Here is a 19,914-nt window from a genome sequence, read left to right as displayed (position 1 = left end):
CCGGGGGGAGACCCGACCTCGGTCATTTATCGCGTGCGCAACGGGCCGTTCGGCCGTACGTTGCGCACATGAGTGAGCGTGTGAAGCAGCTGCGTGTGGTGGTCGAGGCGAAGGACTACGAGCAGGCGGTGGCGTTCTACCGCGACACCCTCGGCCTCTCCGAGGAGGCCGCCATCTCCGGTCCCGGCGGGGCGGAGGTGACCATTCTCGATGCCGGCCGGGCCACGCTCGAGCTGGCCAACCCGGCTCAGCACGCCTACATCGACGAGGTCGAGGTCGGGCGCCCTGCCGCCGGGCACGTACGGCTGGCGTTCGAGGTCGAGGACTCGGCCGGTGCGGCCGAGCGGCTGGTCGAGGCGGGTGCGGCCCTGGTGGCGCCGCCCACCCGGACGCCGTGGGACTCGCTCAACGCGCGGCTCGACGGCCCCGCCGACCTGCACCTGAGTCTCTTCCAGGAGGTCGGCGAGCCGGTGCTGGCCCCCGACTATCCGGTCCGGACCGAGCGCTTGGCGCTGCGCCCGATCGACGTCGAGCGCGACCTCGACGACCTGCACGCCTACCTCTCCCGCGAGGACGTGTGCCGCTACATCCCGGCGGTGCCGCGTGACCGCGAGCAGCTGCGCCAGGCGTACGCCCCGGGTCGGCGCCCCTCCGTCCTGCGCCGCGAGGGCGAGGTGCTCTGCCTCGCGGTCGAGCACGAGGGCCGGCTGATCGGCGACATCGTGCTCTTCTGGCACAGCAAGGAGCAGCGCTCGGGGGAGATCGGGTACGCGTTCAACCCGGAGTTCCACGGTCGAGGCTTCGCCACCGAGACGGCTCGGGCGTTGCTGGGGCTGGCGTTCGACGGGCTCGGTCTGCACCGGGTCATCGCCAGGGTCGACGAGCGCAACACCGCTTCCGCGCGGGTGATCGAGCGGCTCGGGATGCGCAAGGAGGCGGTCGAGCGCGAGGCCGAGTGGTTCAAGGGAGAGTGGACGACCTTGGTGCACTACGCGATGCTCGAGGGCGAGTGGCGTTAGCCTGCAGGGGTGGCCGAGCTACATGATCTGACCGCCCTGGAACAGGGAGAGCTGCTGCATCGGTGCGAGATCTCCCCGGGAGAGCTCGCCGAGCACTACCTCGACCGGATCGCCAGGCTCGACGATGTCGGCGCCTTCGTCACCGTGGCCGAGGAGCGGATCTCGACGTGTGCACGTGAGCTCGCCGTCAAGCCGGTCGGCGCCTCGCCGCTGTGGGGCGTGCCCACCGCGATCAAGGACCTCAACCTCACCCGCGGGGTGCGCACGACCTTCGGGTCGGCGGCCTTCGCCTCGTTCGTCCCCGAGGTGTCCGACAACGTGACCCTCTCGATCGAGGCGGCCGGGATGATCTCGCTCGGGAAGACCAACACCCCCGAGTTCGGCTCGCCCTGCTACACCGAGCCGGACGTGGCGCCGCCTGCCGTCACCCCCTGGGACCGTACGCGGATCGCCGGCGGCTCCTCCGGAGGTGCTGCTGCGGCGGTGGCCGCCGGGCTCGTGCCGGTCGCGCAGGGTTCCGACGGCGGCGGCTCGATCCGGATCCCGGCCTCGTGCTGCGGGCTGATCGGACTGAAGCCGACCCGCGGGCGGATCTCGCCGTCGCCGATGTACGGCGACGCGGCCGGCCTCGCCACCGCCGGCCCGATCGCCCGGACGGTGCGGGACGCGGCGGCCTTCCTTGACGTGCTCGCGGGGCGGCGTACGGGGGATCCTTTCTGGGCACCCGAGGAGCCGCTCCCGTTCCTGGACGCGTGCGACCGGCCACCCGGACGGCTGCGTATCGCCCGGTTCATCGAGCCGTTGATCGCCGAGACCACCGTCGACGCCGAGTGCGTCACGGCGTGGGAGAACGCGTCGTCCCTGCTGGAGTCGCTGGGTCACGAGATCGTCGACATCCCGCGGCCGCTGCCGGTCGAGGCGGTTGCGGTCTTCGAGACGGTCTGGGCCGTCGGGACAGCCATGTCGGTCGTGAACCTCGCGGCTGAGCAGCGATCGCAGATCCGGCCGCTCACCCGCTGGCTCACCGAGCGGGGTGAGGCCGTCAGCGGCCCGCAGTTCGGGTTGGCGATCGCGGAGCTGCGCCGCTTCGCGGCGGTGGCGCTCGAGGCGCTGGCCCCCTACGACGCCGTGCTCACCCCGACCCTCGCCACCCCTCCGCCGAAAGTCGGCGAGATCCGCAACGACACCGATCCCGCCGCCGACTTCCAGGCGCAGAAGGAGTTCACCCCCTGGACCTCCGCCTGGAACGTCACCGGCATGCCCGCCATCTCGCTGCCGCTCCACTGGACCCCTTCCGGCCTCCCTGTCGGCGTCATGCTCGCCGCCCGCCCGGCCGAGGAGTCCCTCCTGCTCTCCCTCTCCGCCCAGATCGAAGCCGCCGCCCTCTGGGACCACCGCCTCCCTCCCGGCTGGTGACCCCGATCGCCGAGGCGTCACCTACGTCGGCCGAGACGTCGCGCGCGTCGGCCGAGGCGTCACGTACGTCGGCCGAGGCGTCACGTACGTCGGCCGACACGTCACCGAGGTGCCAGCTCGGCCGACCGGAGTGACGCTTCGGCCAGTTGGGGTGCCAGCTCGGCCGACCGGAGTGACGTTTCGGCTGATTGGGTGACGCCTCGACCGACCGGGGTGACGCTTCGGCTGGGGTCAGTCGCCGAGGCCGCGGGCCTTGAGGGCGTCACCGGTCTCGTGGGCGCGGGCGACGACGCGGATGACGAACGGGGTGAGGTAGGCCCGGGGGGATCGGCCGAGGCCGCGGGCGCGGGCGGCGTCGCGGGTCTCCTGAGCCAGGGTGAGGGTGCCGGGAAGCGCCTGGATCGCCATCGAGATCGTGAGCGCGACGCGCTCCGGGTCGATCCCGATGCGGCGCAGCGGGCGGATCCACCGGACCACGGCGTCCAACGTCTCGGTGGTGGGCGTCGTCACGGTCAGGGTGAGTGCCAGCAGGGCCAACGAGATCAGGTCGAGCAGGGACTCGACAGCTCGAGGCAACGTGAACAGCCACCACTGCAGCAGAGCGACCACGACGGCGATGACGAGCACGGCACGGAGCGCCCGCGCAGTCGCAGCCAGGTCGAGCCGTCCGACGAGCGCGAGCACGACGGCGACCCCGAGGAACCCGATCGCGACGAGCGGCCCGCGCAGCACGACGATCGCGATGCTGAGGACGGCCAGGCCGAGGAGCTTGGCACCTACCGGGAGCCGGTGGAGCACGGTGTCGCCCGGGCGGTAGAGCCCGACCGTCATGCTCATCCTTCGCTCACCGTCCTCACGTAGTGCTTGACCGCCGAGTCGGCGTCCCCGTCGAAGCAGACCCGACCGTCCTCGACGACGAGGACGCGGTCGCAGCGGCGTACGAGGTCGAGGTCGTGGGTGACGAGGACGAGCTGCTGGGGGAGCGAGAGGAGCAGGTCACCGACCATCCGGGTGTTGCGCAGGTCGAGGAGCGTGGTCGGCTCGTCGGTGACGAGCACCTCCGGCTCGGTGGCGAGCACGCCGGCCAAGGCCAGCAGCTGACGTTGACCGCCGGAGAGGGCATGGACGCTGACCTCGGCTCGCTCGGCCAGCCCGAAGCGGACCAAGGTCTCGAGGGCGATCTGCTTGCGGCGTACGCGATCCTTGACGGTGCGGCGCAACGACAGCTCGACGTCCTCCACACAGGTCGGCATCACCAGCTGGGCCGCGGGGTCGGTGAACGTGAACCCGACGCGCCGGCGCACCGCAGCGCCCTGGCGAGCGACGTCGAGACCGTCGACGGTGACGCGCCCCGCGCTGGGCAGCATCAGCCCGTTGATCAGCCGGGCGAGAGTCGACTTTCCCGATCCGTTGCCGCCGACGATCCCGACCCGCTGCTCGGTCAGCGACAGCGTGGTCGGCTCCAGGATGGTGCGTGAGCCGGCCTGATCCGGGGACTCGACCCGGACCTCGGCGGCCTCGAAGCGGATCTCAGCCACGCCGAGCGAGCAGCTTCGGGAAGGCGCGGTGGACCTGGGAAGCGACGATCGCGGCGACCGCAGCCTTGATGAAGTCGCCGACCCAGTAGGGCGCGTCGAAGGCCGCTGCCTCCAGCAGGCCGACGTGGAGCACGACGGCCATCCCGATGATGCCGCCGACATGGTTGATGACGACGCCGACGACACAGGCGGCGAAGACGAGGAGGGGGTTGGTGCGGCGGGATCGCAGGACGTACTTCACGAGCAGACCGACCGCAAGCACCATGATCGGGAACGACCACAGGTAGCCGGCGGTCACGCCGACGAAGACGCCCGGTCCGGCCGCATGGCCCGCGAAGACAGGGAGACCGGCGACGCCGAGGACGAGGTAGAGGACCACCGCGGCGGTGCCACGCAGCGGGCCCAGCAGCGCGCCGGTCAGCAGGAGCGCGAAACCCTGCAGGGTCAGTGGCACACCGGCGCCGCCCATCGGGATGGCTGCGAGATAGGAGCAGACCGCGATCAGGGCCGCGAACGCGGCCACCAGGGCGAGGTCGGTGGTGTCGAGACGCAGCGCCCTGGTCGTGGGGCTCTCGTCGGTGCTCGTGGGGGACTCGGTCATACTCGCTCCTGCGTACTCAGACCTGAACCGTGGTCAGGTGAACGGTGTTCAGGTTAAGGTCGACGTACGTCTTCGTCCACTTCGTCCCACCACCCGGCCCCTGGGAGCAACATGCGTTACCGCCGTGAGGACGTCGTCGCCCGCGCGCTGCAGGTCCTCGACGACTACGGTCTCGCCGACCTGACGATGCGCCGCCTCGGTGCGGAGCTCGGCGTACGCCCCAGCGCGCTCTACCACCACTTCGCCAACAAGCAGTCCCTGCTCGCCGCGGTGGCCGACGAGATCCTGCTGCGCGGCCGGAACGAGCAGGCGGGCGAGTGGGACGTACGCGTCACCGGCATCTGCACCGACCTGCGCGATTCGCTGCTGGCCTACCGCGACGGCGCCGAGGTCGTCGCCACCGTATGGGCCTTCGGGCTCGGCGCCACCCAGCCGTACGACGACCTCGTCGCCGCGTTGGACGACGGCGGCCTCGGCGACCTCGCCCCGGTCGCGGCCCGCACCCTGCTCCACTTCGTCTACGGGCATGCCGTCGACGAGCAGACCCACCTCCAGGCGGCCGCCGCGGGCGCCATCGAGGACGACGTACGCGACACCGACGACTTCGTCACCGGGCTGGGCCTGGTCGCCGCCGGCATCTCGATGGCCAAGGCCGTCCGCGAGGCCTCAGCCGACCGCTGAGGAGCGGCGCCGGCGCAACAGCAGCACCGCCCCGGCCCCGACGACCAGGCCGAGCGCGCCGCTGAGCACCGCGACCCACGGCGAGAGGTTGCGCTGGGCGTCGCGTGCGGCCTCGGTCGCTGCCGGCGTGAAGGTCTCCTCGATCCCCGGCTCCCGGGCGAGCTCGAGGTCGTTGGTGAGCGTGGCAGGGTCGTCGACCGAGAGGGCCCACTTGGTCAGCCGGTTCTGTCCCTGCTCGACGAGGTTGTCGAGCACGTCGTCGTGGACGCCGTCCTCGACCAGCTCCACCGCGGCCGCAGGCTGCGCCCCCGACACCCACGAGGCGCGGGGCATTCGGAACGTGCGGTCGAGGGTGAAGACGGTGACCTCGCCCAGGTTCTCGGCGGCAGAGCTGAGCCGCATCGGATAGACCAGACTCGACGTGTCGAAGGTGAGGACGATCGGGTCGGCGTATCCGTCGAACGGCTTGTCGCCGCGCATCTTGACCGCGGTGAATCGCCAGCCCTCGGCGAGATAGTCGGCGATGATCGGCTCGAGCTCGGGCTTGGTCGCGTACCCGTTCGTACGCAGCCAACCGGCCACCCCGCCGGCGTCGCCACCCTCGATGACGGTGGCGACGACGTCCTCCAGCACGGTCCGGGAGATGACGTCGGGTGCTGCGCCGGGCGGTGCGCCCGCGCCGTCCTCGCCGCCGAGCGACCAGTCCTTCTTCGGTGGCGGGGTGGCCAGCCGGGCCAGTTCGTCGAAGCGCTCCGGGTCTCCCTGGGTGACGGTCGGGGTGGTCGGCGTCGGCACCAGGATCGCGAGGTCCGGAGTCTCCGTGGTGATCCCAAGCAGCATCTCGAGCCGCTCCCGCTCGCCTTCCTCCGCCCAGCTCAAGAAGGCGATCTCCTCGCCGGCCTCGACGGTGTGGCCCTCCGGGACGTACGCCGCCCCGCACGCGCACGCCCGCGCGGCACCCGGGACAAGCAGCAGGCCGGCGACGACGGCGACCAGGGCGAGGCGTACCGCTCCACGGAACATGGCGGACAACCTATCGGTGCTCACCCCGTCTCGACCTCGGCTCCGTGAAGCTCGGCGAGCAGCACGGCGCCGGCGAGATCGAGCTTGGTGCCGCGCAGCGACGCGGTGGTGAGATCCACACGGTCGAGGTCGGCACCACGGAGATCGGCGCCGTGGAGAGTCGTCTCCTGGACGGTCGCTCCGCCGAGCCGGGCGTCTCGCAGCACCGCGTCGGTGAGGTCGGCCAGCGACAGGTCGGCGTCGCGCAGGTCCAGCCCGGACAGGTCGAGCCGGGCGAGGTTCGCGCCGCGCAGCGAGACACCCCGCCACACGCCGCCGGTCACCTTCAGCGGCCGCAGGGTGCAGTCGGAGAACTCGGTGCCGCTGAGCTTGCAGCCCTCGAAGGTCGAGTCGAAGAAGTTCGTGCGCCGGAAGTCACAGCCCACGAACGCCGACCCGACATGTGTGGAGGCGTTGAACCGGCCACCGTGGAACGTGCATCGCTCGAAGAGCGCCGAGGAGGTGTTCGCCTCGGTCAGGTCGACATCGGTGAAGACGCAGTCGACGAACCGCGAGCCGGACAGGTCGGCTCCGTACCAGTCCTCGCTGCGGAAGTGCTCGTCGGTGGCTTCGGCGGGTGGGTGCGACATGGGCTCACCCTGCCACCGAGCACCGACAGTTCTCGGGTCCGGGCGGAACGGATCAGTCGTGCTGGGCGAACCACTCGTCGAGGAGCGGCCAGGTGGTCTCGCGGGCGGCGCGGCCGGTGAGCAGACCGAGGTGGCCGCCGGGCACGACCTCGAACCGAAGCTCCTCGGCGCCGGTGAGCAGGTCGACCAGCGGCTTGACCGCGGCGACAGGACCGATGCCGTCGTTGGCACCGGCGACGACGAGCGTGGGCTGCTTGACGTCGCGCAGGTAGACGGAGTGGTCGTCGCTGACGTCGATCTGCCCGCTGAACAGCGCGTTGGTGCGGAAGAAGTGGTGGTAGAGCTGCCCGAACGTACGCCCCGGGTAGGCGATGATGTTGTCGGTGAACCGGTCGACGGCCTCGAGCTGAGCGAGGAATTCGCGGTCGGCCAGGTTGGACAGCTTCGCGACCGGCTTGGTGAACATCTTGTCGACGGAGGAGAGCTGGAATGCCCACCTGACCAGCGGTTTCGGGGCGCCGCCGAAGGCCTGGTAGGCGGTGGTCACCAGATTCCCCGGCGGCAGGTTGAGCAGCGGCCGCAGCGGCGCGATCAACGGCACCTGACGTACGTCGCAGGGCGAGCCGAGCACCGCGATCGAGGCGATCGGGAGGTCGGGGGAGTCGGCGGCGGTGAGCATCGTGAAGATCCCCCCGAGCGACCAGCCGACCACGTGCACCGGCCGTCCCCCGGCGTGCTCGGAGACCGACCGGATCGCCTCCGGGACGACGTGCTCGATCCAGTGCTCGATGCCGAGGCTGCGGTCGGCGAAGTTCACCTCGCCGTACTCGACCAGGTAGGTCGGCCGGTTCGTCTCGACCAGGTGCTCGACCACCGAGCAGCCGCGCCGCAGGTCGTAGCAGATCGCCGGCGCCGCCAGCGGCGTCACCAGCAGCACCGGGTCGCCCTCCGGGGTCTCGCCCGCCACCGGTCGGTAGTGGTAGAGCTCGCGCCGGGTCCCGTCGTCGATCAACGTGCGCGGCACCGGCCGCAGGTCGGCGAGCCCGCCGTAGAGGAAGGCGTGCGCGACGTTCCCCGCCGCTGCGCCGACCGTGGTGGCGATCGAGGCGGCAGCGTGTCGGGGGCGGGGAAGAATGGCCATCGTGGACCTAACGTAACCCAGCGCCCCGGGTCACGTGTGTCGGCCGTCACTGGCAGACTGCGTGGGCGCCGTCGCCGCCTCTCCGGTGCGAAGCCTGACGAGGATGTACGCGACTGCGCTGAGGCCCACGGCGGCGAAGACCACGCCGAGCGTTCGTTCGTTCTCCGGAGAGTTGAGACCGGCGGATCCGTTCTCAACGCTGTCGAAGGCGATCCACGCGCTGAGCACCGTGAAGAGAACGGCACAACCAAGGTACGTCAGCCACTCTTCTCGGGTGGTCGCACGGGGCAGCACCCGGACATCCTGCCCGCCCGACGCTGTCGTCACATGGCGAATCGATGGGATCAAGGATGAACGGCCGGGTGGGTGGCCACAAGCCTCCTCTCGACCGAAGCGACACGCCGGAATCACGGCGTGTCGCGGACGATTGCGGTGAGCGTGTGGCCGCCTCTCGATCCCTTGAAGGTCACGGGTCGGAGGTAGCGGTCAGCAATCGTTCGCACTCGGTGATCAACCGTCGCCGAAGGGGGTGGGCGCGCTCGGCGAAGGCGCGCTGGGCGGCGGCGTACTCCTGCTTCCCAGCGGCCGTCTCGATGCGGATCGGGTCGAGGCCGAGCTCGGCGAGGTCGTAGGGGGCGGCCTTCATGTCCATCGTGCGGATCTCCCAGGCGAGCTCGAAGCAGTCGGCGACCAGGTCGGAGGAGATCAGGGGCGAGAGCCGGAAGGCGTGCTTGTAGAGGTCCATGTTGCCGTGCAGGCAGCCGGGCTGCTCGAAGGCCGCGCGGTCGTCGGAGCGCGGGGAGAGGGTGTTGAGCGGTGCGGCCGGGGGCGTGAAGAAGCGGTACGCGTCGAAGTGGCTGCACGCGATCCGGTGGGACTCGACGACGCGGTCGGTTCCGGCGGCCCCCAACCGCAAGGGCCAGTCGGCGTGGCGCACCTGCTCCGGGGTGAGCCGGTAGACCATCGCCCACTCGTGGAGGCCGAAGCAGCCGAAGTTGCCGTCGCGTGCTGCGGTCGCGCGGAGCAGCTTCAGGAGCGTCTCGACGAGCAGGCGCTTGTCGGCGAGGAAGTCCGCGGAGACGGTGCCGTCCGCATAGCCGCGGAGCGAGGCGTACTCCGGAGCGTCCGACAGCCTCACCCCGAACCCCGGATGCCAGCGCAGCAGCTGGGCGGGTCGGTAGGAGTAGTAGGTGAAGAGGAAGTCGTTCACCGGGTGCTTGACCCGGGCGCCGCGGCGGGCGAGATGCGGCTCGACGTAGGGCGCCAGGCGCGCGCGGTGAGCGTCCGCGCGAGCGGTCCATTCCGAACGCGACAGCACCTCCACGACGTACAAGCCTACGAAGGCGGCGCATCGTGAAGTGAATCGTGGCGACGGGTCCGGATAGGCTCAGCACGTGCGCATCGCCAGATTCACGACCAAGGGTGGCGAGCCCCAGTTCGGCGTCGTCATGGGGGACCTAGACGGCTACGGCCAGCTCAGCGAGGACGCGACCGTGGTCGCGCTCCAGGGCGACCCGCTGTTCTCGGGTGTCAACATCACCGATCAGGTCCACAAGTTCGACGACGTCAAGCTGCTCGCGCCGGTGATCCCGCGCAGCAAGGTGGTCGCGGTCGCCCGCAACTACGCCAAGCACGCGGCCGAGCTCGGCAACGAGGTTCCCGAGGAGCCGCTCTTCTTCATCAAGCCCAACACCGCGGTCTGCGGCCCGGACGACGCGATCCAGCGGCCCGCGGGGGTCGAGGACCTCCACTACGAGGGCGAGCTCGCGATCGTGATCGGCCGGATCTGCCGCGACGTCCCGGAGGAGAAGGTGAAGGACGTCATCTACGGGATGACGGTCGCCAACGACGTCACCGCCCGCGACGTCCAGCGGCGGCTGAAGCACTTCTCCCAGGCGAAGGGCTACGACACCTTCTGCCCGCTCGGTCCCTGGATCGAGACCGACGTCGAGCCGGAACAGCTCGCGGCCGGCGTACGCATCCAGACCTTCCTCAACGGTGATGTCGTCCAGGACGGGTCCACGAAGGACCTCGTCCACGGCATCCCGAAGCTGATCGCCCACATCAGCAGCGTGATGACGCTGCTGCCCGGCGATGTGATCCTCACCGGCACCCCCGAGGGTGTCGGTCCCATGGAGCCCGGCGACGAGATCGAGATCTTCGTCGAGGGGCTCGGAGCTCTGACGAACAAGGTGGCACAGCGGTGACTGGCAGCGGACTGAACAACACACTCGAGCCGAAGGACTACCGGGTCCGGATGGCACCCTCGCCGACCGGCTCGCCCCACGTCGGCCTGGTCCGGACCGCCCTGTTCAACTGGGCCTTCGCGCGCCACCACGGCGGCACCTTCGTTTTCCGCATCGAGGACACCGACAAGGCCCGCAACACCGAGGAGTCCTACGACGGGCTCATCGACCTGATGCGCTGGCTCAAGCTCGACTGGGACGAGGGCGTCGAGGTGGGCGGTCCCTACGGCCCCTACCGCCAGTCCGAGCGCTCGGCGATCTACGCCGACGCGCTCGCGCGGCTGCGTGCCTCCTCCCACGTCTACGAGTGCTACTGCACCGGCGAGGAGACCACCGCCCGCTACGAGGAGCGGCTGGCCGCCTACAAGGCAGCCAAGGCCGAGGGGATCAAGGGCGAGGCGCCGGCTCAGGGCTATGACAACCACTGTCGCGACCTGAGCGAGGACCAGATCAAGGCCTACGAGGCCGAGGGTCGCACCAGCGTGCCCCGGTTCCGCATGCCCGACGGCTCGATCACCTTCAACGACCTCGTCCGCGGCGAGGTCACCTTCGAGACCAAGCACGTCCCCGACTACGCGCTCGCCCGCGCCAACGGCGACCCGCTCTACACGCTCACCGCGCCCGTCGACGACGCCACCATGAACATCACCCACGTGTTCCGTGGCGAAGACCTGCTGAGCAGTACGCCGCGGCAGATCGCCCTCTTCGACGCGTTCGTGGAGATCGGCCTGGCCGAGCGTGCGCCTGAGTACGGTCACCTGCCGTACGTGATGGGCCAGGGCAACAAGAAGCTCTCCAAGCGCGACCCCGAGGCGCACGCGCTGAAGTACCGCGAGGAGGGCTTCCTGCCGGAGGGGCTGCTCAACTACGTGGCGCTGCTCGGCTGGGCGATCGCCGCCGACCGCGACATCTTCACTATGGAGGAGATGGTCGAGGCCTTCGAGATCCACGACGTGGTCAAGAACCCGGCCCGCTTCGACATCAAGAAGGCCGAGGCGATCAACGCCTCCCACATGCGCCTGCTGCCGGTCGAGGAGATCACCCACCGGGTGATTCCCTACCTCAAGGCCGACGGCGTAATCGGCGACCCGGTGCACGACGCCGACGCGCAGATGCTGGAGGCGGCGATGCCGCTGGTCGCCGAGCGGATCAACAAGCTCGGCGAGGCCTCCGACATGCTGCGATTCCTCTTCGTGCCCGAGGCCGACTTCGCCCTCGACGAGGAGGATGCCGCCAAGCTGCTCGACGAGGAGGGCCTGGGCGTCGTCCAGGCCTCCTACGACGCGCTGGCCGGTCTCTCCACGTGGTCGACGGCCGACATCCAGGACGCGCTGACCGCGGCTCTGATCGACGGCCTCGAGCTCAAGCCGCGCAAGGCGTACGGCCCGGTGCGGGTCGCGGTGACCGGCAAGCGGATCAGCCCGCCGCTGTTCGAATCCATGGAGCTGCTCGGCCGGGAGCGTACGCTGGGGCGCCTGAAGGCGGTTCTCGGGAGGAGCTGAACGTGGCAGGACGGGCAGGATGAGCACGGTCGTGGAACCGCCCTCGGGACTGGCTTACTACCAGGTGCAGCGCAGCGGGCGCAGCGGCTGGGGGCGGCCCCTGATCGGTCTCATCCTGATCGGCCTCTGCGTCTTCTTCGTCTCGCCGGCGGTGGTGCTCGCCGGGTTCGAGATCTTCTTCGTCCTCGCCGGCGACGACGTCGCCACCGGGATGGCCCGCGTCGCCGATGTCGAGAACGTCACGCCCGAGTCGCTGGCGTTCCTGCTGCTCTCGCTCGCCGGTGCCATCCCCGCGGCCATGCTGCTGTGCTGGGCGCTGCACGGGCTGCGACCCGGGTGGCTGGCCTCGGTGGAGCGGCGGATCCGCTGGCGCTGGCTGCTGCGCTGCCTCGGGATCGCGGTGATCACGATGGTGGTCACCGTCATCGTCGCCTCCCGGCTGCCGATCCCGGGCGAGGAGCTCGGGCCCAGCACGCTCAACCCCTGGACGAGCACGATGCGCGACTTCGTACTCGTGATCGTGCTGCTCACCCCGCTGCAGGCGGCGGGGGAGGAGTATCTGTTCCGCGGCTACATCTTCCAGACCTTCGGCTCGCTCTTCGGGGGGATGCTCGGCGCGCGCACGGTTGCGGTGACGATCACCGCGCTGCTGTTCGCCTTTGCCCACGGGTCCCAGGACCTGCCTCTGTTCCTGGACCGGTTCGCGTTCGGGATCGTCGCCGGCATCTGCGTCATCGCCACCGGGGGCATCGAGGCGGGCATCGCGATGCACGTCCTCAACAACTTCGTCAGTCTCGGGATGGCTGTGGCCTTCGGCGACATCTCGACGGTGCTCAACACCTCCGAGGCGTCGTGGTGGCGGATCCCGGTCACGCTGGTCCAGTCGGGCGTCTTCCTGGCGCTGACGGTGTGGGCCGCCCGGTCGATGGGCCTCGCGACCACGACGAAGAGCGATGAGGGCGTGCCGATTTCGTAGCCTGGGGGCCTCGCCGGTAATGTTTCCTCTCGGTTCGAGGGAGAAATCCTGAGGGCCGGATCGTCCTTGTGGGACTTTGTCCAGCAAGGCGATGGGCTATGGTGTAATTGGCAACACGACTGGTTCTGGTCCAGTTATTCTAGGTTCGAGTCCTAGTAGCCCAGCGGATCCTCTCTGGAGGATTTGGGAGTCACCGAAGCGGTTCGCTAAGGTTTCACCCGCTGCAAGCCCCCGTCGTCTAGCGGCCTAGGACGTCGCCCTCTCACGGCGGTAACGCCGGTTCAAATCCGGTCGGGGGTACCACGCAGGAAGGGCTCCGAGTCACTGACTCGGAGCCCTTCGTCATTTCTCGGACGCGCTGACGGCCAGCCCTGGCGAGGCTGCGACATGGCGACAGTCCGACATCGTCGGCGGGGGTCCACCCGTCTTCTCGTCGCTTAGCGTGTGCGAGCGCCCGGCCCACTGCCGGGCGCTGCGTACGTGAAACGGAGAAACCGATGCCCCCTCTCCTGCCCTGGCGAAAGTCCTGCGTCACCGTGGCCGCCCTGGGCCTGGTCGTCAGCGGGTCCGCAGCGGCGTTGGCCGCTGATCCCGATGTCGCCGGTGCCGGCACCGCGAACCAGCCGCCCGGTGCGGCGGGGCAGGCGGACGGGCGCCCGGTGAGCGTCACCCTCGTCACCGGCGACGTCGTCGACGCCCGGGTCGACGGCTCGGGCCGGGTGCTCTCGGCCGGGCTGCGTGCCGGTGACGGCGCCGACACCGCCGACCACGGCAGCGTGGTGTGGCAGGACGGTCAGCACACCTATGTCGTCCCCGACGGTGTGCAGCCGATGATCGATGCCGGTCGGCTCGACCTCGGCCTGTTCGACCTGACCGCCCTGATCGCCAGCGGGTACGACGACGCGAACCGCGACTCGCTGCCGGTGATCGTGCAGTACGAGGGTGGGCACTCTCCCCGCGCCACGGTCCCCGGGGCCGTGCGCGGTGTCGCCCTCCCGTCGGTCGGAGCGACAGCGCTGAGCATCGAGAAGGAGCAGGCCGCGGAGGCCTGGGGGCGCCTCGAGCCCCGAACGTCGGCGCGGACGGCGGGAGCGGTGGACAAGATCTGGCTCGACGCGCCCGTGCACGGCACGGCCGTCCCCGACCTGGGGACGCCGACCGTCCCGCTCACCGGGGCGGACCAGGCCCATGCCCGAGGCATCGACGGCACCGGCGTCACCGTCGCGGTCCTGGACTCCGGCTACGACGTCGGCCACCCTGATCTCGCGGACCGGGTCACCACGTCTCGCTCCTTCGTCCCGGGCGAGGACATCGACGACCTCCACGGCCACGGCACCCACACGGCCTCGACCGTCGGCGGCAGCGGCGCCGCCTCCGAGGGTCGCTACGCCGGGGTGGCGCCGGGCGCCGACCTGCTCGTCGGCAAGGTGCTCGACAACTCGGGCTCCGGCTCCACCAGCGGGATCATCGCCGGCATGCAGTGGGCGGTCGACCAGGGCGCGGACATCGTGTCGATGTCGTTGGGCAACGACGCGGCGACCTCCTGCACCAGCCTCGACACCCAGGCCCTCGAGGCGCTGAGCGACCGGGCCCTGTTCGTGGTGGCTGCGGGCAACGCCTACCGCCACGGCACCGTGGCGACCCCAGGCTGCTCACCGGCAGCGCTCACCGTCGGTGCGGTCGACCGGGGCAACGCGACGGCGCCGTTCTCCAGCCGGGGGCCGGCGGTGGGCAGCGACTGGTCGAAGCCCGACATCGCCTCGCAGGGCGTCGACGTGATCGCGGCCAACGCCGGTGGTCGCGGGGACCACGCCTACACCGCCATGTCCGGGACCTCGATGGCCACTCCGCATGTGGCCGGCGCCGCTGCGCTCGCGCTGCAGGACGACCCGGAGCTGACGCCGACGGAGCTCAAGAGCATCCTGACGTCCTCTGCCGACGAGACCACCGCGCCGGTGCCGGAGCAGGGCGCCGGGCCGCTCGATGTCGGTCGTGCCATCGACCAGGCGATCTACGCGGCACCCAGCCAGTCGCTCGGCGACTTCGCCTACCCCCAGCGCGACCTCGATCCCACGACGGGCACGCTCACCCTCACGAACCGGTCGGATCAGCCGGTCGAGCTCGACCTCGACGTGTCCCCGAGCCTGGGCGACGACGGCAAGACCCGGGTGGAGGGCCTGGTGGCGCTGACCACCGACTCCGTCGTCGTCCCCGCCGGCGGCACCGCCGACGTGACGTTCGACATCGACCCGACGGTGGAGATCCCCGCCGCGGCGTACGGGGTGGTCACCGGCCGGCTCGTCGCCACCGGCGCCAACGGGTCACGGGTGGTCGCGCCGTACTCGATCCATCTGCAGGAGCCGACCGCGAACCTGACCGTGCGTGCGGTCGATCGGCACGGCGACCCGGCAGCGAGCCCCTCCACGTTCCAGCTCTTCGACGGTCATCGCGACACCGCCCGTCGTTACACGCTCGGCTCGCCGGCCGCGGGCAGCACCACCATCCGGGTCCCCTACGGCACCTACGCGCTCAGCGGGACCGTGATGACTCGTGACGAGCCCGGCAACGTGGGCAGCGTCGCCTCCCTCTCGCAGCTCTACCGCTCAGAGATCGAGGTCGACGGAGACACCACTGTCACGCTCGACGCGCGCGACGCCGAGGAGATCGCCTGGAAGACCAACCGGCCCACCGAGGCCGCCGGCTTCGCGATGGGCCTGTCCTACGAGCTCACCGACGACGGAGTGGTCCGCGCCGGGTTCCTGCAGACGATCCCGATGCTCACCAAGGCGATCTACGCCGAGCCGGCACGCGACGACAAGCTCGCCTTCGTGGCGTCTGCGAGGCTCGCGGCGCCCCGGTTGACGATGACCTCGTCCGGTGGACGCACCGTCGACGACTTCCCCGTCCTGTTGGCACCCGAGTTCGCCGACGATGGTTCTGCACCGCTGGTCTACATCGGCAAGGGCACCCCGGAGAACTTCGCGAACCACGACATCAACGGCAAGGTCGTGCTGCTCGACGCCGGAACCGGCGGCGGGAACCCCAACACCTGGTCGACGGCGGCCGTCGCCGGCGGGGCGGCCGGCATCGTCGCCGCGGTCCCCGACACGGTCGGACGTTTCCAGCTCAGCGGTAGCGGCTCCAAGCTCCCCGCGATCACCGTCACCTGGCAGGACTCGCTCGCCCTGCAGGCCGAGCTGTCCGACGGCCCGGTCACGATGTCGTGGAGTGGGACTCCGCTGGCATCCAGCCCGTACCTGTACAACCTCGCCCGCTACCGCCAGGACGAGATCGCACCGGGCGTCGAGCGGGTTCTCGACCCGAAGCTGGCGCGCATCGACGCCGGCTACCACGCCCAGGGTGGCCAGACCGCCTACGCCTCCGACGTCCAGCTCAAGGTGCCCGGCCTTGCAGGCCAGTACGCCGGTGGCACGACGCTTCGGCTCGCTGCTCCGGTGCGGCGTACCGAGTTCTTCACGGCTCAGCCGGACGTGGCCTGGACGACGATCGTCTCGCGTGGGTTCGGTGGCACGACCTACGGGTCGTCCTTCGACGGGCCGAGGACGATGACCGCCGGCCGGACGCAGCACAGCACGTGGTTCAAGGCGCCCTTCGGTGCCACCCGCAACACCTACGACCGCTCGCTGATGACCCGCAAGGCCAACCGGCTGTCCTTCGCGATCGCACCCTACGGCGACGCCGGCGGGCACGACGCCACCGGTGACTACCGCGACACCGGCAGCCGCCAGCTGCTCCTGGACGGGGAGCCGCTGCCGCAGAAGGACGGGATGTACCTGCTGCCGGAACAGAAGGCTGTGGTCACGTTCCGCCAGACCTGGGGCCGTCCTGCCTCCGCGGCCGACCAGGTAGGTATCGCCTACAGCACGCAGTGGCAGTTCCCGACCTCGCCCGAGGACCAGGGGGCGCAGCCGCTGCTGGTCCCGGTCATCGACGTCCCGGTCGACCTGACCAACCAGGTGCCGTCAGGGACCGAGACCCGGATCCCGCTGTCCGCGGTGAGCGACACCGTCGAGGGTCCCGTCGACCTGGCGCAGGTCTCGCTCGACTATGCCGTCGGCGACCAGTCCCGCCTCGGCGAGGTCACCGACTGGCGTCCCGCCCGCATCCAGCGGACGGCGACCGGCTGGTTCGCGATCGTGCCGGCGGATGCCGCCCCTGGGGCCTTCACCCACCTGCGGGTCCGGATGGCCGACAAGCGCGGATCCGAGGTCGACCAGACCATGGTCCGGGCGTACCGGATCGGTCAGCCGGCCGACTGAGAGATCGCGTGATCTCTGACCGGCAGGCATGACGGGTTCTCGACATGGCGTGTTCCCGACCCATGAACCCGTTGTGCCTGCCTCGACGGCACTGCCATCGTCTGAGCCGACTCGTCGCACAGCTTCTCGCACATCGGGCATCAAAGGGGTTCGCATGGGTTCACGTTCCAGACTCAGTCTCGCCGCGGTCGCAGCCGTGGTGCTCACTGGGGTCGCGGCTCCAGGGGTTGCCGCCGGCGGCTTGTCCGCAGCGGAGGCCGATGCGGGGACCGGGCTGCTGACCGGTCAGGTACGTGACGCCTCGGGTCACGGCTGGCCGGTGCGTGCCCGGGTGAGCGTGAGCGGGACCTCCGAGGTGACGTACTCGGACCCGGTGACCGGTGCGTTCCGCCTCGACGTACCGTCCGGGACCGTCGCAGAGGTGAGTGCGGACCCGGTCTACCCAGGCTACGAGACCACCACGACCCCGGTCACGGTCGAGTCCGGCGGCACCGCCGTCGACCTCGAGGTGACCGCCGACACCAGCACCTGCACGGCTCCGGGATACCGCCTCGACGGGATGACCGAGGGCTTCGACACCACCACGACCCCGAACGGGTGGCAGGTCGTGGACCATGCGGGCACCGGCAACATCTGGCGCTTCGACGACCCCGGCGGGCGCGGCAACCTGACCGGGGGAGCGGGCGGTTTCGCGATCGTCGACCGCGATGCCGGGACTGCCCAGGCCGTCGACTCCTCGTTGATCTCGCCGGCGACCGACCTCAGCGGGGTCACCGCACCGGAGCTGCAGTTCTCCAGCGACCTGCGTGACCTCGGCCCGGGGACCGCCTCGGCGAGTGTATCCGTCGACGGAGGCCAGACCTGGTCCACCGTGTGGAGCAAGAGCGGTGGCGAGCGCGGGCCGGTCACCCACGTCGTCCCGCTGCCAGGGGCAGCCGACCAGGCCGATGTCCGGGTGCGGTTCCACTTCACCGGTGGGATCTACTGGTTTGCGGTCGACGACGTGTTCGTCGGCAAGCGCGGCTGCCTCCCTCTCGAGGGTGGCCTCATCACCGGGACCGCGACCGATCAGAACACCGGCGCGGTGGTCACGGGTGCGCGCGCCCGGGTGGACGGCGCCGACATCGCCTCGCCGCGTACCGATCCCGGGTTCTACTGGGGCTTTGTGTCGGTAGGGGAGCACACCGTCTCGGTCGACAGGGCGGAGTACGTCACCGGCGAGGCTCCCGTACGCGTCCGTCCGGACGAGGTGGCGACCGCGGACGTTCGGCTCGCCGCCGGGCGGCTCGAGGTCGCCGGCACCGGGCTCGACGCGACCGTGCCCTGGGGCGAGACCGGGACCCAGACGGTCACCGTCACCAACTCTGGCACCGCGCCGGCCACCCTCGGCGTGCGCGAGCGGGACCATGGGTTCGCGCTCCTGAAGCCGGACAACAGCACCGAGTCGCCGGAGCGGCTGGACGACGACTGGGCTCCGGCCGCCCCGGCACCGCAGAACCAGGCCTGGAGCCGCCTGTCGTCCCTGCCGGCGAGCGTCACGGAGAACATCGCCGGTGACCACGACGGCGACCTCTACTCCTTCGGTGGAGCGAGCTCCGACCGTAAGCCCATCACCGACGGATGGGTTCTGCCCGACCGCACCGGATCGTGGCAGCCGACCGCCTCGATGCCCGAGGGCCGGCTGGCCGCCGCTGGTGGCTTCGTGGACGGCACGATGGTCTTGGTCGGCGGATGGACCGACAACCGGCAGCACCTCGCCTCGCAGGTGCTGCGCTACTCGCCGGAGACCGACAGCTGGAGCACAGGCGTTGCGTCCCCGCAGGCGCTGGCCGGCTCCGGCAGCGCGATCCTCGACGGCGTCGTCTACACCGTCGGCGGGTGCACCACGGTCTGCGGCAACAGCAGCGTGCTGGCCTACGACGTGGCCGCCGACGAGTTCCATCGGCTCGCCGACTACCCGGTCAAGGTCTCCTGGCCTTCGTGCGGCGCCATCGACGGCCGCATCGTCTGTGCCGGCGGCGCCGACACCGACGACTACTACGGAGTCAACGGAACCACCTGGATCTACGACCCGGCCACCGACACCTGGACCGAGGGCGCGCACTTCCCGGGCGAGAGCTGGGGTGCCGCGACCTGGGCCTCGGGCGGCCGTCTGGCCGTGGCCGGCGGGATGTACGCCGGCTTCCCCACCCGCGACGCCTGGGCCTACGACCCCGGCGCGGACCGCTGGTCCCAGCTGCCCTGGAACAACACGCTGCTCTACCGCGGCGGCTCGGCCTGCGGCGTACGCGTCGGGGGCGCCTCCGCGGGCTACACCGGCAAGCAGGACGTGTTCGTCCTCAGCGGGTACGACGGCTGCGAGCCGGCGGCGACCGACGTCGGCTGGCTCTCGACCGTCCCCGGTTCGGGCACCACCCTCCAGCCGGGGGAGTCGGTCACGATGACCGTGACGGCGGACCCGGCCGGTGCCGGGCAGCCTGGTGACCTGGCCGCCGAGCTGGGTCTGGTCGAGGACACCCCCTACCCGGTGGCGCCGCTGGCGGTGACCATGCGCGTCCCCGCGCCGAAAGACTGGGGCTTTCTGCAGGGCACCGTGACCGCGACGGCGTGCGATGGCACCACCGCGCCGCTGGCGGGTGCGACGGTGCAGGTCGACGGGGTCAGGTCCGGATGGACCCTGACCACGGCAGCAGACGGCCGCTACCGCCGCTGGATCGACAAGGACGAGAGGCAGCTCCAGCTCGTCGTCGGCCAGGACGACTACGAGATCGAGACGCGCCTCCTCAAGGCACCCAAGAGCCCCTCGGACGTGGCGACCGAGGACTTCACCCTGACCCGGACCGGCTGCTGACCGGCATGACG

General features: G+C 70.6%; 16 protein-coding genes and 2 tRNA genes. 10 read left to right on the top strand and 8 right to left on the bottom strand.

Going from position 1 to position 19,914, the window contains the following annotated elements; all coding sequences use genetic code 11:
* Positions 1-68 precede the first annotated feature (68 nt).
* Both WBG06_RS21720 and WBG06_RS21715 read left to right on the top strand, forming a co-directional pair.
* Positions 69-1,019 (top strand): GNAT family N-acetyltransferase, encoded by a 951-nt coding sequence (locus WBG06_RS21720; protein ID WP_336739161.1) that lies wholly within the window; start codon positions 69-71, stop codon positions 1,017-1,019.
* Positions 1,020-1,028: 9 nt separating this feature from the next.
* A complete protein-coding gene (locus WBG06_RS21715) occupies positions 1,029-2,435 on the top strand; it encodes an amidase (RefSeq protein WP_336739159.1) in 1,407 nt (468 codons plus the stop codon).
* Positions 2,436-2,666: 231 nt separating this feature from the next.
* Here the strand turns inward: WBG06_RS21715 and WBG06_RS21710 are convergent, their stop codons facing one another.
* The 3 genes from WBG06_RS21710 to WBG06_RS21700 are packed head-to-tail and all read right to left on the bottom strand — an operon-like array spanning position 2,667 to position 4,574.
* Entirely contained in the window at positions 2,667-3,266 is a 600-nt protein-coding gene (locus tag WBG06_RS21710) for a CbiQ family ECF transporter T component (protein ID WP_336739158.1), read from the bottom strand.
* Positions 3,267-3,268: 2 nt separating this feature from the next.
* Complete coding sequence (locus WBG06_RS21705; RefSeq protein ID WP_336739157.1) at positions 3,269-3,973, bottom strand: energy-coupling factor ABC transporter ATP-binding protein; 705 nt, start codon at positions 3,971-3,973, stop codon at positions 3,269-3,271.
* Positions 3,966-4,574 carry a biotin transporter BioY gene (locus WBG06_RS21700; RefSeq protein WP_336739155.1) on the bottom strand — a complete coding sequence of 203 codons (609 nt, stop codon included), beginning with the start codon at positions 4,572-4,574 and terminating at the stop codon, positions 3,966-3,968. Before WBG06_RS21700 ends, WBG06_RS21705 begins: the two co-directional genes overlap by 8 nt.
* A gap of 111 nt (positions 4,575-4,685) precedes the next feature.
* Between WBG06_RS21700 and WBG06_RS21695 the strand changes: the two genes are divergently transcribed.
* Positions 4,686-5,255 (top strand): TetR/AcrR family transcriptional regulator C-terminal domain-containing protein, encoded by a 570-nt coding sequence (locus WBG06_RS21695; protein WP_336739153.1) that lies wholly within the window; start codon positions 4,686-4,688, stop codon positions 5,253-5,255.
* On the opposite strand, the gene WBG06_RS21690 is transcribed toward WBG06_RS21695, so the two are convergent.
* From WBG06_RS21690 to WBG06_RS21670, 5 genes are all read right to left on the bottom strand, one after another.
* Positions 5,241-6,278 carry a DUF2330 domain-containing protein gene (locus WBG06_RS21690; RefSeq protein WP_336739151.1) on the bottom strand — a complete coding sequence of 346 codons (1,038 nt, stop codon included), beginning with the start codon at positions 6,276-6,278 and terminating at the stop codon, positions 5,241-5,243. The two genes, WBG06_RS21695 and WBG06_RS21690, sit on opposite strands and share 15 nt — an antisense overlap.
* A gap of 20 nt (positions 6,279-6,298) precedes the next feature.
* Complete coding sequence (locus WBG06_RS21685) at positions 6,299-6,907, bottom strand: pentapeptide repeat-containing protein (protein WP_336739149.1); 609 nt, start codon at positions 6,905-6,907, stop codon at positions 6,299-6,301.
* Between the two features lie 52 nt (positions 6,908-6,959).
* A complete protein-coding gene (locus WBG06_RS21680; RefSeq protein WP_336739147.1) occupies positions 6,960-8,048 on the bottom strand; it encodes an alpha/beta fold hydrolase in 1,089 nt (362 codons plus the stop codon).
* 30 nt (positions 8,049-8,078) lie between these two features.
* Positions 8,079-8,375, bottom strand: coding sequence for a hypothetical protein (locus WBG06_RS21675; RefSeq protein ID WP_336739145.1), 297 nt, complete (start codon positions 8,373-8,375; stop codon positions 8,079-8,081).
* A 139-nt stretch (positions 8,376-8,514) separates the two neighbouring features.
* Entirely contained in the window at positions 8,515-9,372 is an 858-nt protein-coding gene (locus tag WBG06_RS21670; RefSeq protein WP_336739143.1) for a 3-methyladenine DNA glycosylase, read from the bottom strand.
* Positions 9,373-9,442: 70 nt separating this feature from the next.
* Here WBG06_RS21670 and WBG06_RS21665 point away from each other — a divergent pair, with 70 nt between their 5' ends.
* From WBG06_RS21665 to WBG06_RS21635, 7 genes are all read left to right on the top strand, one after another.
* Positions 9,443-10,255 carry a fumarylacetoacetate hydrolase family protein gene (locus tag WBG06_RS21665; RefSeq protein ID WP_336739141.1) on the top strand — a complete coding sequence of 271 codons (813 nt, stop codon included), beginning with the start codon at positions 9,443-9,445 and terminating at the stop codon, positions 10,253-10,255.
* Positions 10,256-10,305: 50 nt separating this feature from the next.
* Positions 10,306-11,796, top strand: a complete 1,491-nt coding sequence (gene gltX / locus WBG06_RS21660; protein WP_336739356.1) for a glutamate--tRNA ligase — start codon at positions 10,306-10,308, stop codon at positions 11,794-11,796.
* 19 nt (positions 11,797-11,815) lie between these two features.
* The gene (locus WBG06_RS21655) at positions 11,816-12,772 is read left to right on the top strand and encodes a CPBP family intramembrane glutamic endopeptidase (RefSeq protein ID WP_336739140.1); all 957 of its coding nucleotides are present in this window, start codon (positions 11,816-11,818) and stop codon (positions 12,770-12,772) included.
* Between the two features lie 92 nt (positions 12,773-12,864).
* A tRNA-Gln gene (locus WBG06_RS21650) sits at positions 12,865-12,936 on the top strand.
* 63 nt (positions 12,937-12,999) lie between these two features.
* Positions 13,000-13,075 (top strand) — tRNA-Glu (locus WBG06_RS21645).
* 194 nt (positions 13,076-13,269) lie between these two features.
* Positions 13,270-17,052, top strand: a complete 3,783-nt coding sequence (locus WBG06_RS21640; RefSeq protein ID WP_336739139.1) for a S8 family serine peptidase — start codon at positions 13,270-13,272, stop codon at positions 17,050-17,052.
* A gap of 154 nt (positions 17,053-17,206) precedes the next feature.
* Positions 17,207-19,903 carry a choice-of-anchor J domain-containing protein gene (locus WBG06_RS21635; protein ID WP_336739137.1) on the top strand — a complete coding sequence of 899 codons (2,697 nt, stop codon included), beginning with the start codon at positions 17,207-17,209 and terminating at the stop codon, positions 19,901-19,903.
* Positions 19,904-19,914: the final 11 nt, after the last annotated feature.

The sequence above is a fragment of the Nocardioides sp. CCNWLW239 genome, from assembly GCF_037137035.1.
Lineage (GTDB): Bacteria > Actinomycetota > Actinomycetes > Propionibacteriales > Nocardioidaceae > Nocardioides.
This window is presented reverse-complemented; position numbering and strand designations above follow the sequence as displayed.

Bases quoted from the DNA above. Each gene is read 5' to 3' on its own strand.
- WBG06_RS21720 (WP_336739161.1), top strand. From the start codon at position 69: ATGAGTGAGCGTGTGAAGCAGCTGCGTGTGGTGGTCGAGGCGAAGGAC.
- WBG06_RS21710 (WP_336739158.1), bottom strand. From the start codon at position 3,266: ATGACGGTCGGGCTCTACCGCCCGGGCGACACCGTGCTCCACCGGCTC.
- WBG06_RS21700 (WP_336739155.1), bottom strand. From the start codon at position 4,574: ATGACCGAGTCCCCCACGAGCACCGACGAGAGCCCCACGACCAGGGCG.
- WBG06_RS21695 (WP_336739153.1), top strand. From the start codon at position 4,686: ATGCGTTACCGCCGTGAGGACGTCGTCGCCCGCGCGCTGCAGGTCCTC.
- WBG06_RS21690 (WP_336739151.1), bottom strand. From the start codon at position 6,278: ATGTTCCGTGGAGCGGTACGCCTCGCCCTGGTCGCCGTCGTCGCCGGC.
- WBG06_RS21685 (WP_336739149.1), bottom strand. From the start codon at position 6,907: ATGTCGCACCCACCCGCCGAAGCCACCGACGAGCACTTCCGCAGCGAG.
- WBG06_RS21680 (WP_336739147.1), bottom strand. From the start codon at position 8,048: ATGGCCATTCTTCCCCGCCCCCGACACGCTGCCGCCTCGATCGCCACC.
- gltX (WP_336739356.1), top strand. From the start codon at position 10,306: ATGGCACCCTCGCCGACCGGCTCGCCCCACGTCGGCCTGGTCCGGACC.
- WBG06_RS21655 (WP_336739140.1), top strand. From the start codon at position 11,816: ATGAGCACGGTCGTGGAACCGCCCTCGGGACTGGCTTACTACCAGGTG.
- WBG06_RS21640 (WP_336739139.1), top strand. From the start codon at position 13,270: ATGCCCCCTCTCCTGCCCTGGCGAAAGTCCTGCGTCACCGTGGCCGCC.
- WBG06_RS21635 (WP_336739137.1), top strand. From the start codon at position 17,207: ATGGGTTCACGTTCCAGACTCAGTCTCGCCGCGGTCGCAGCCGTGGTG.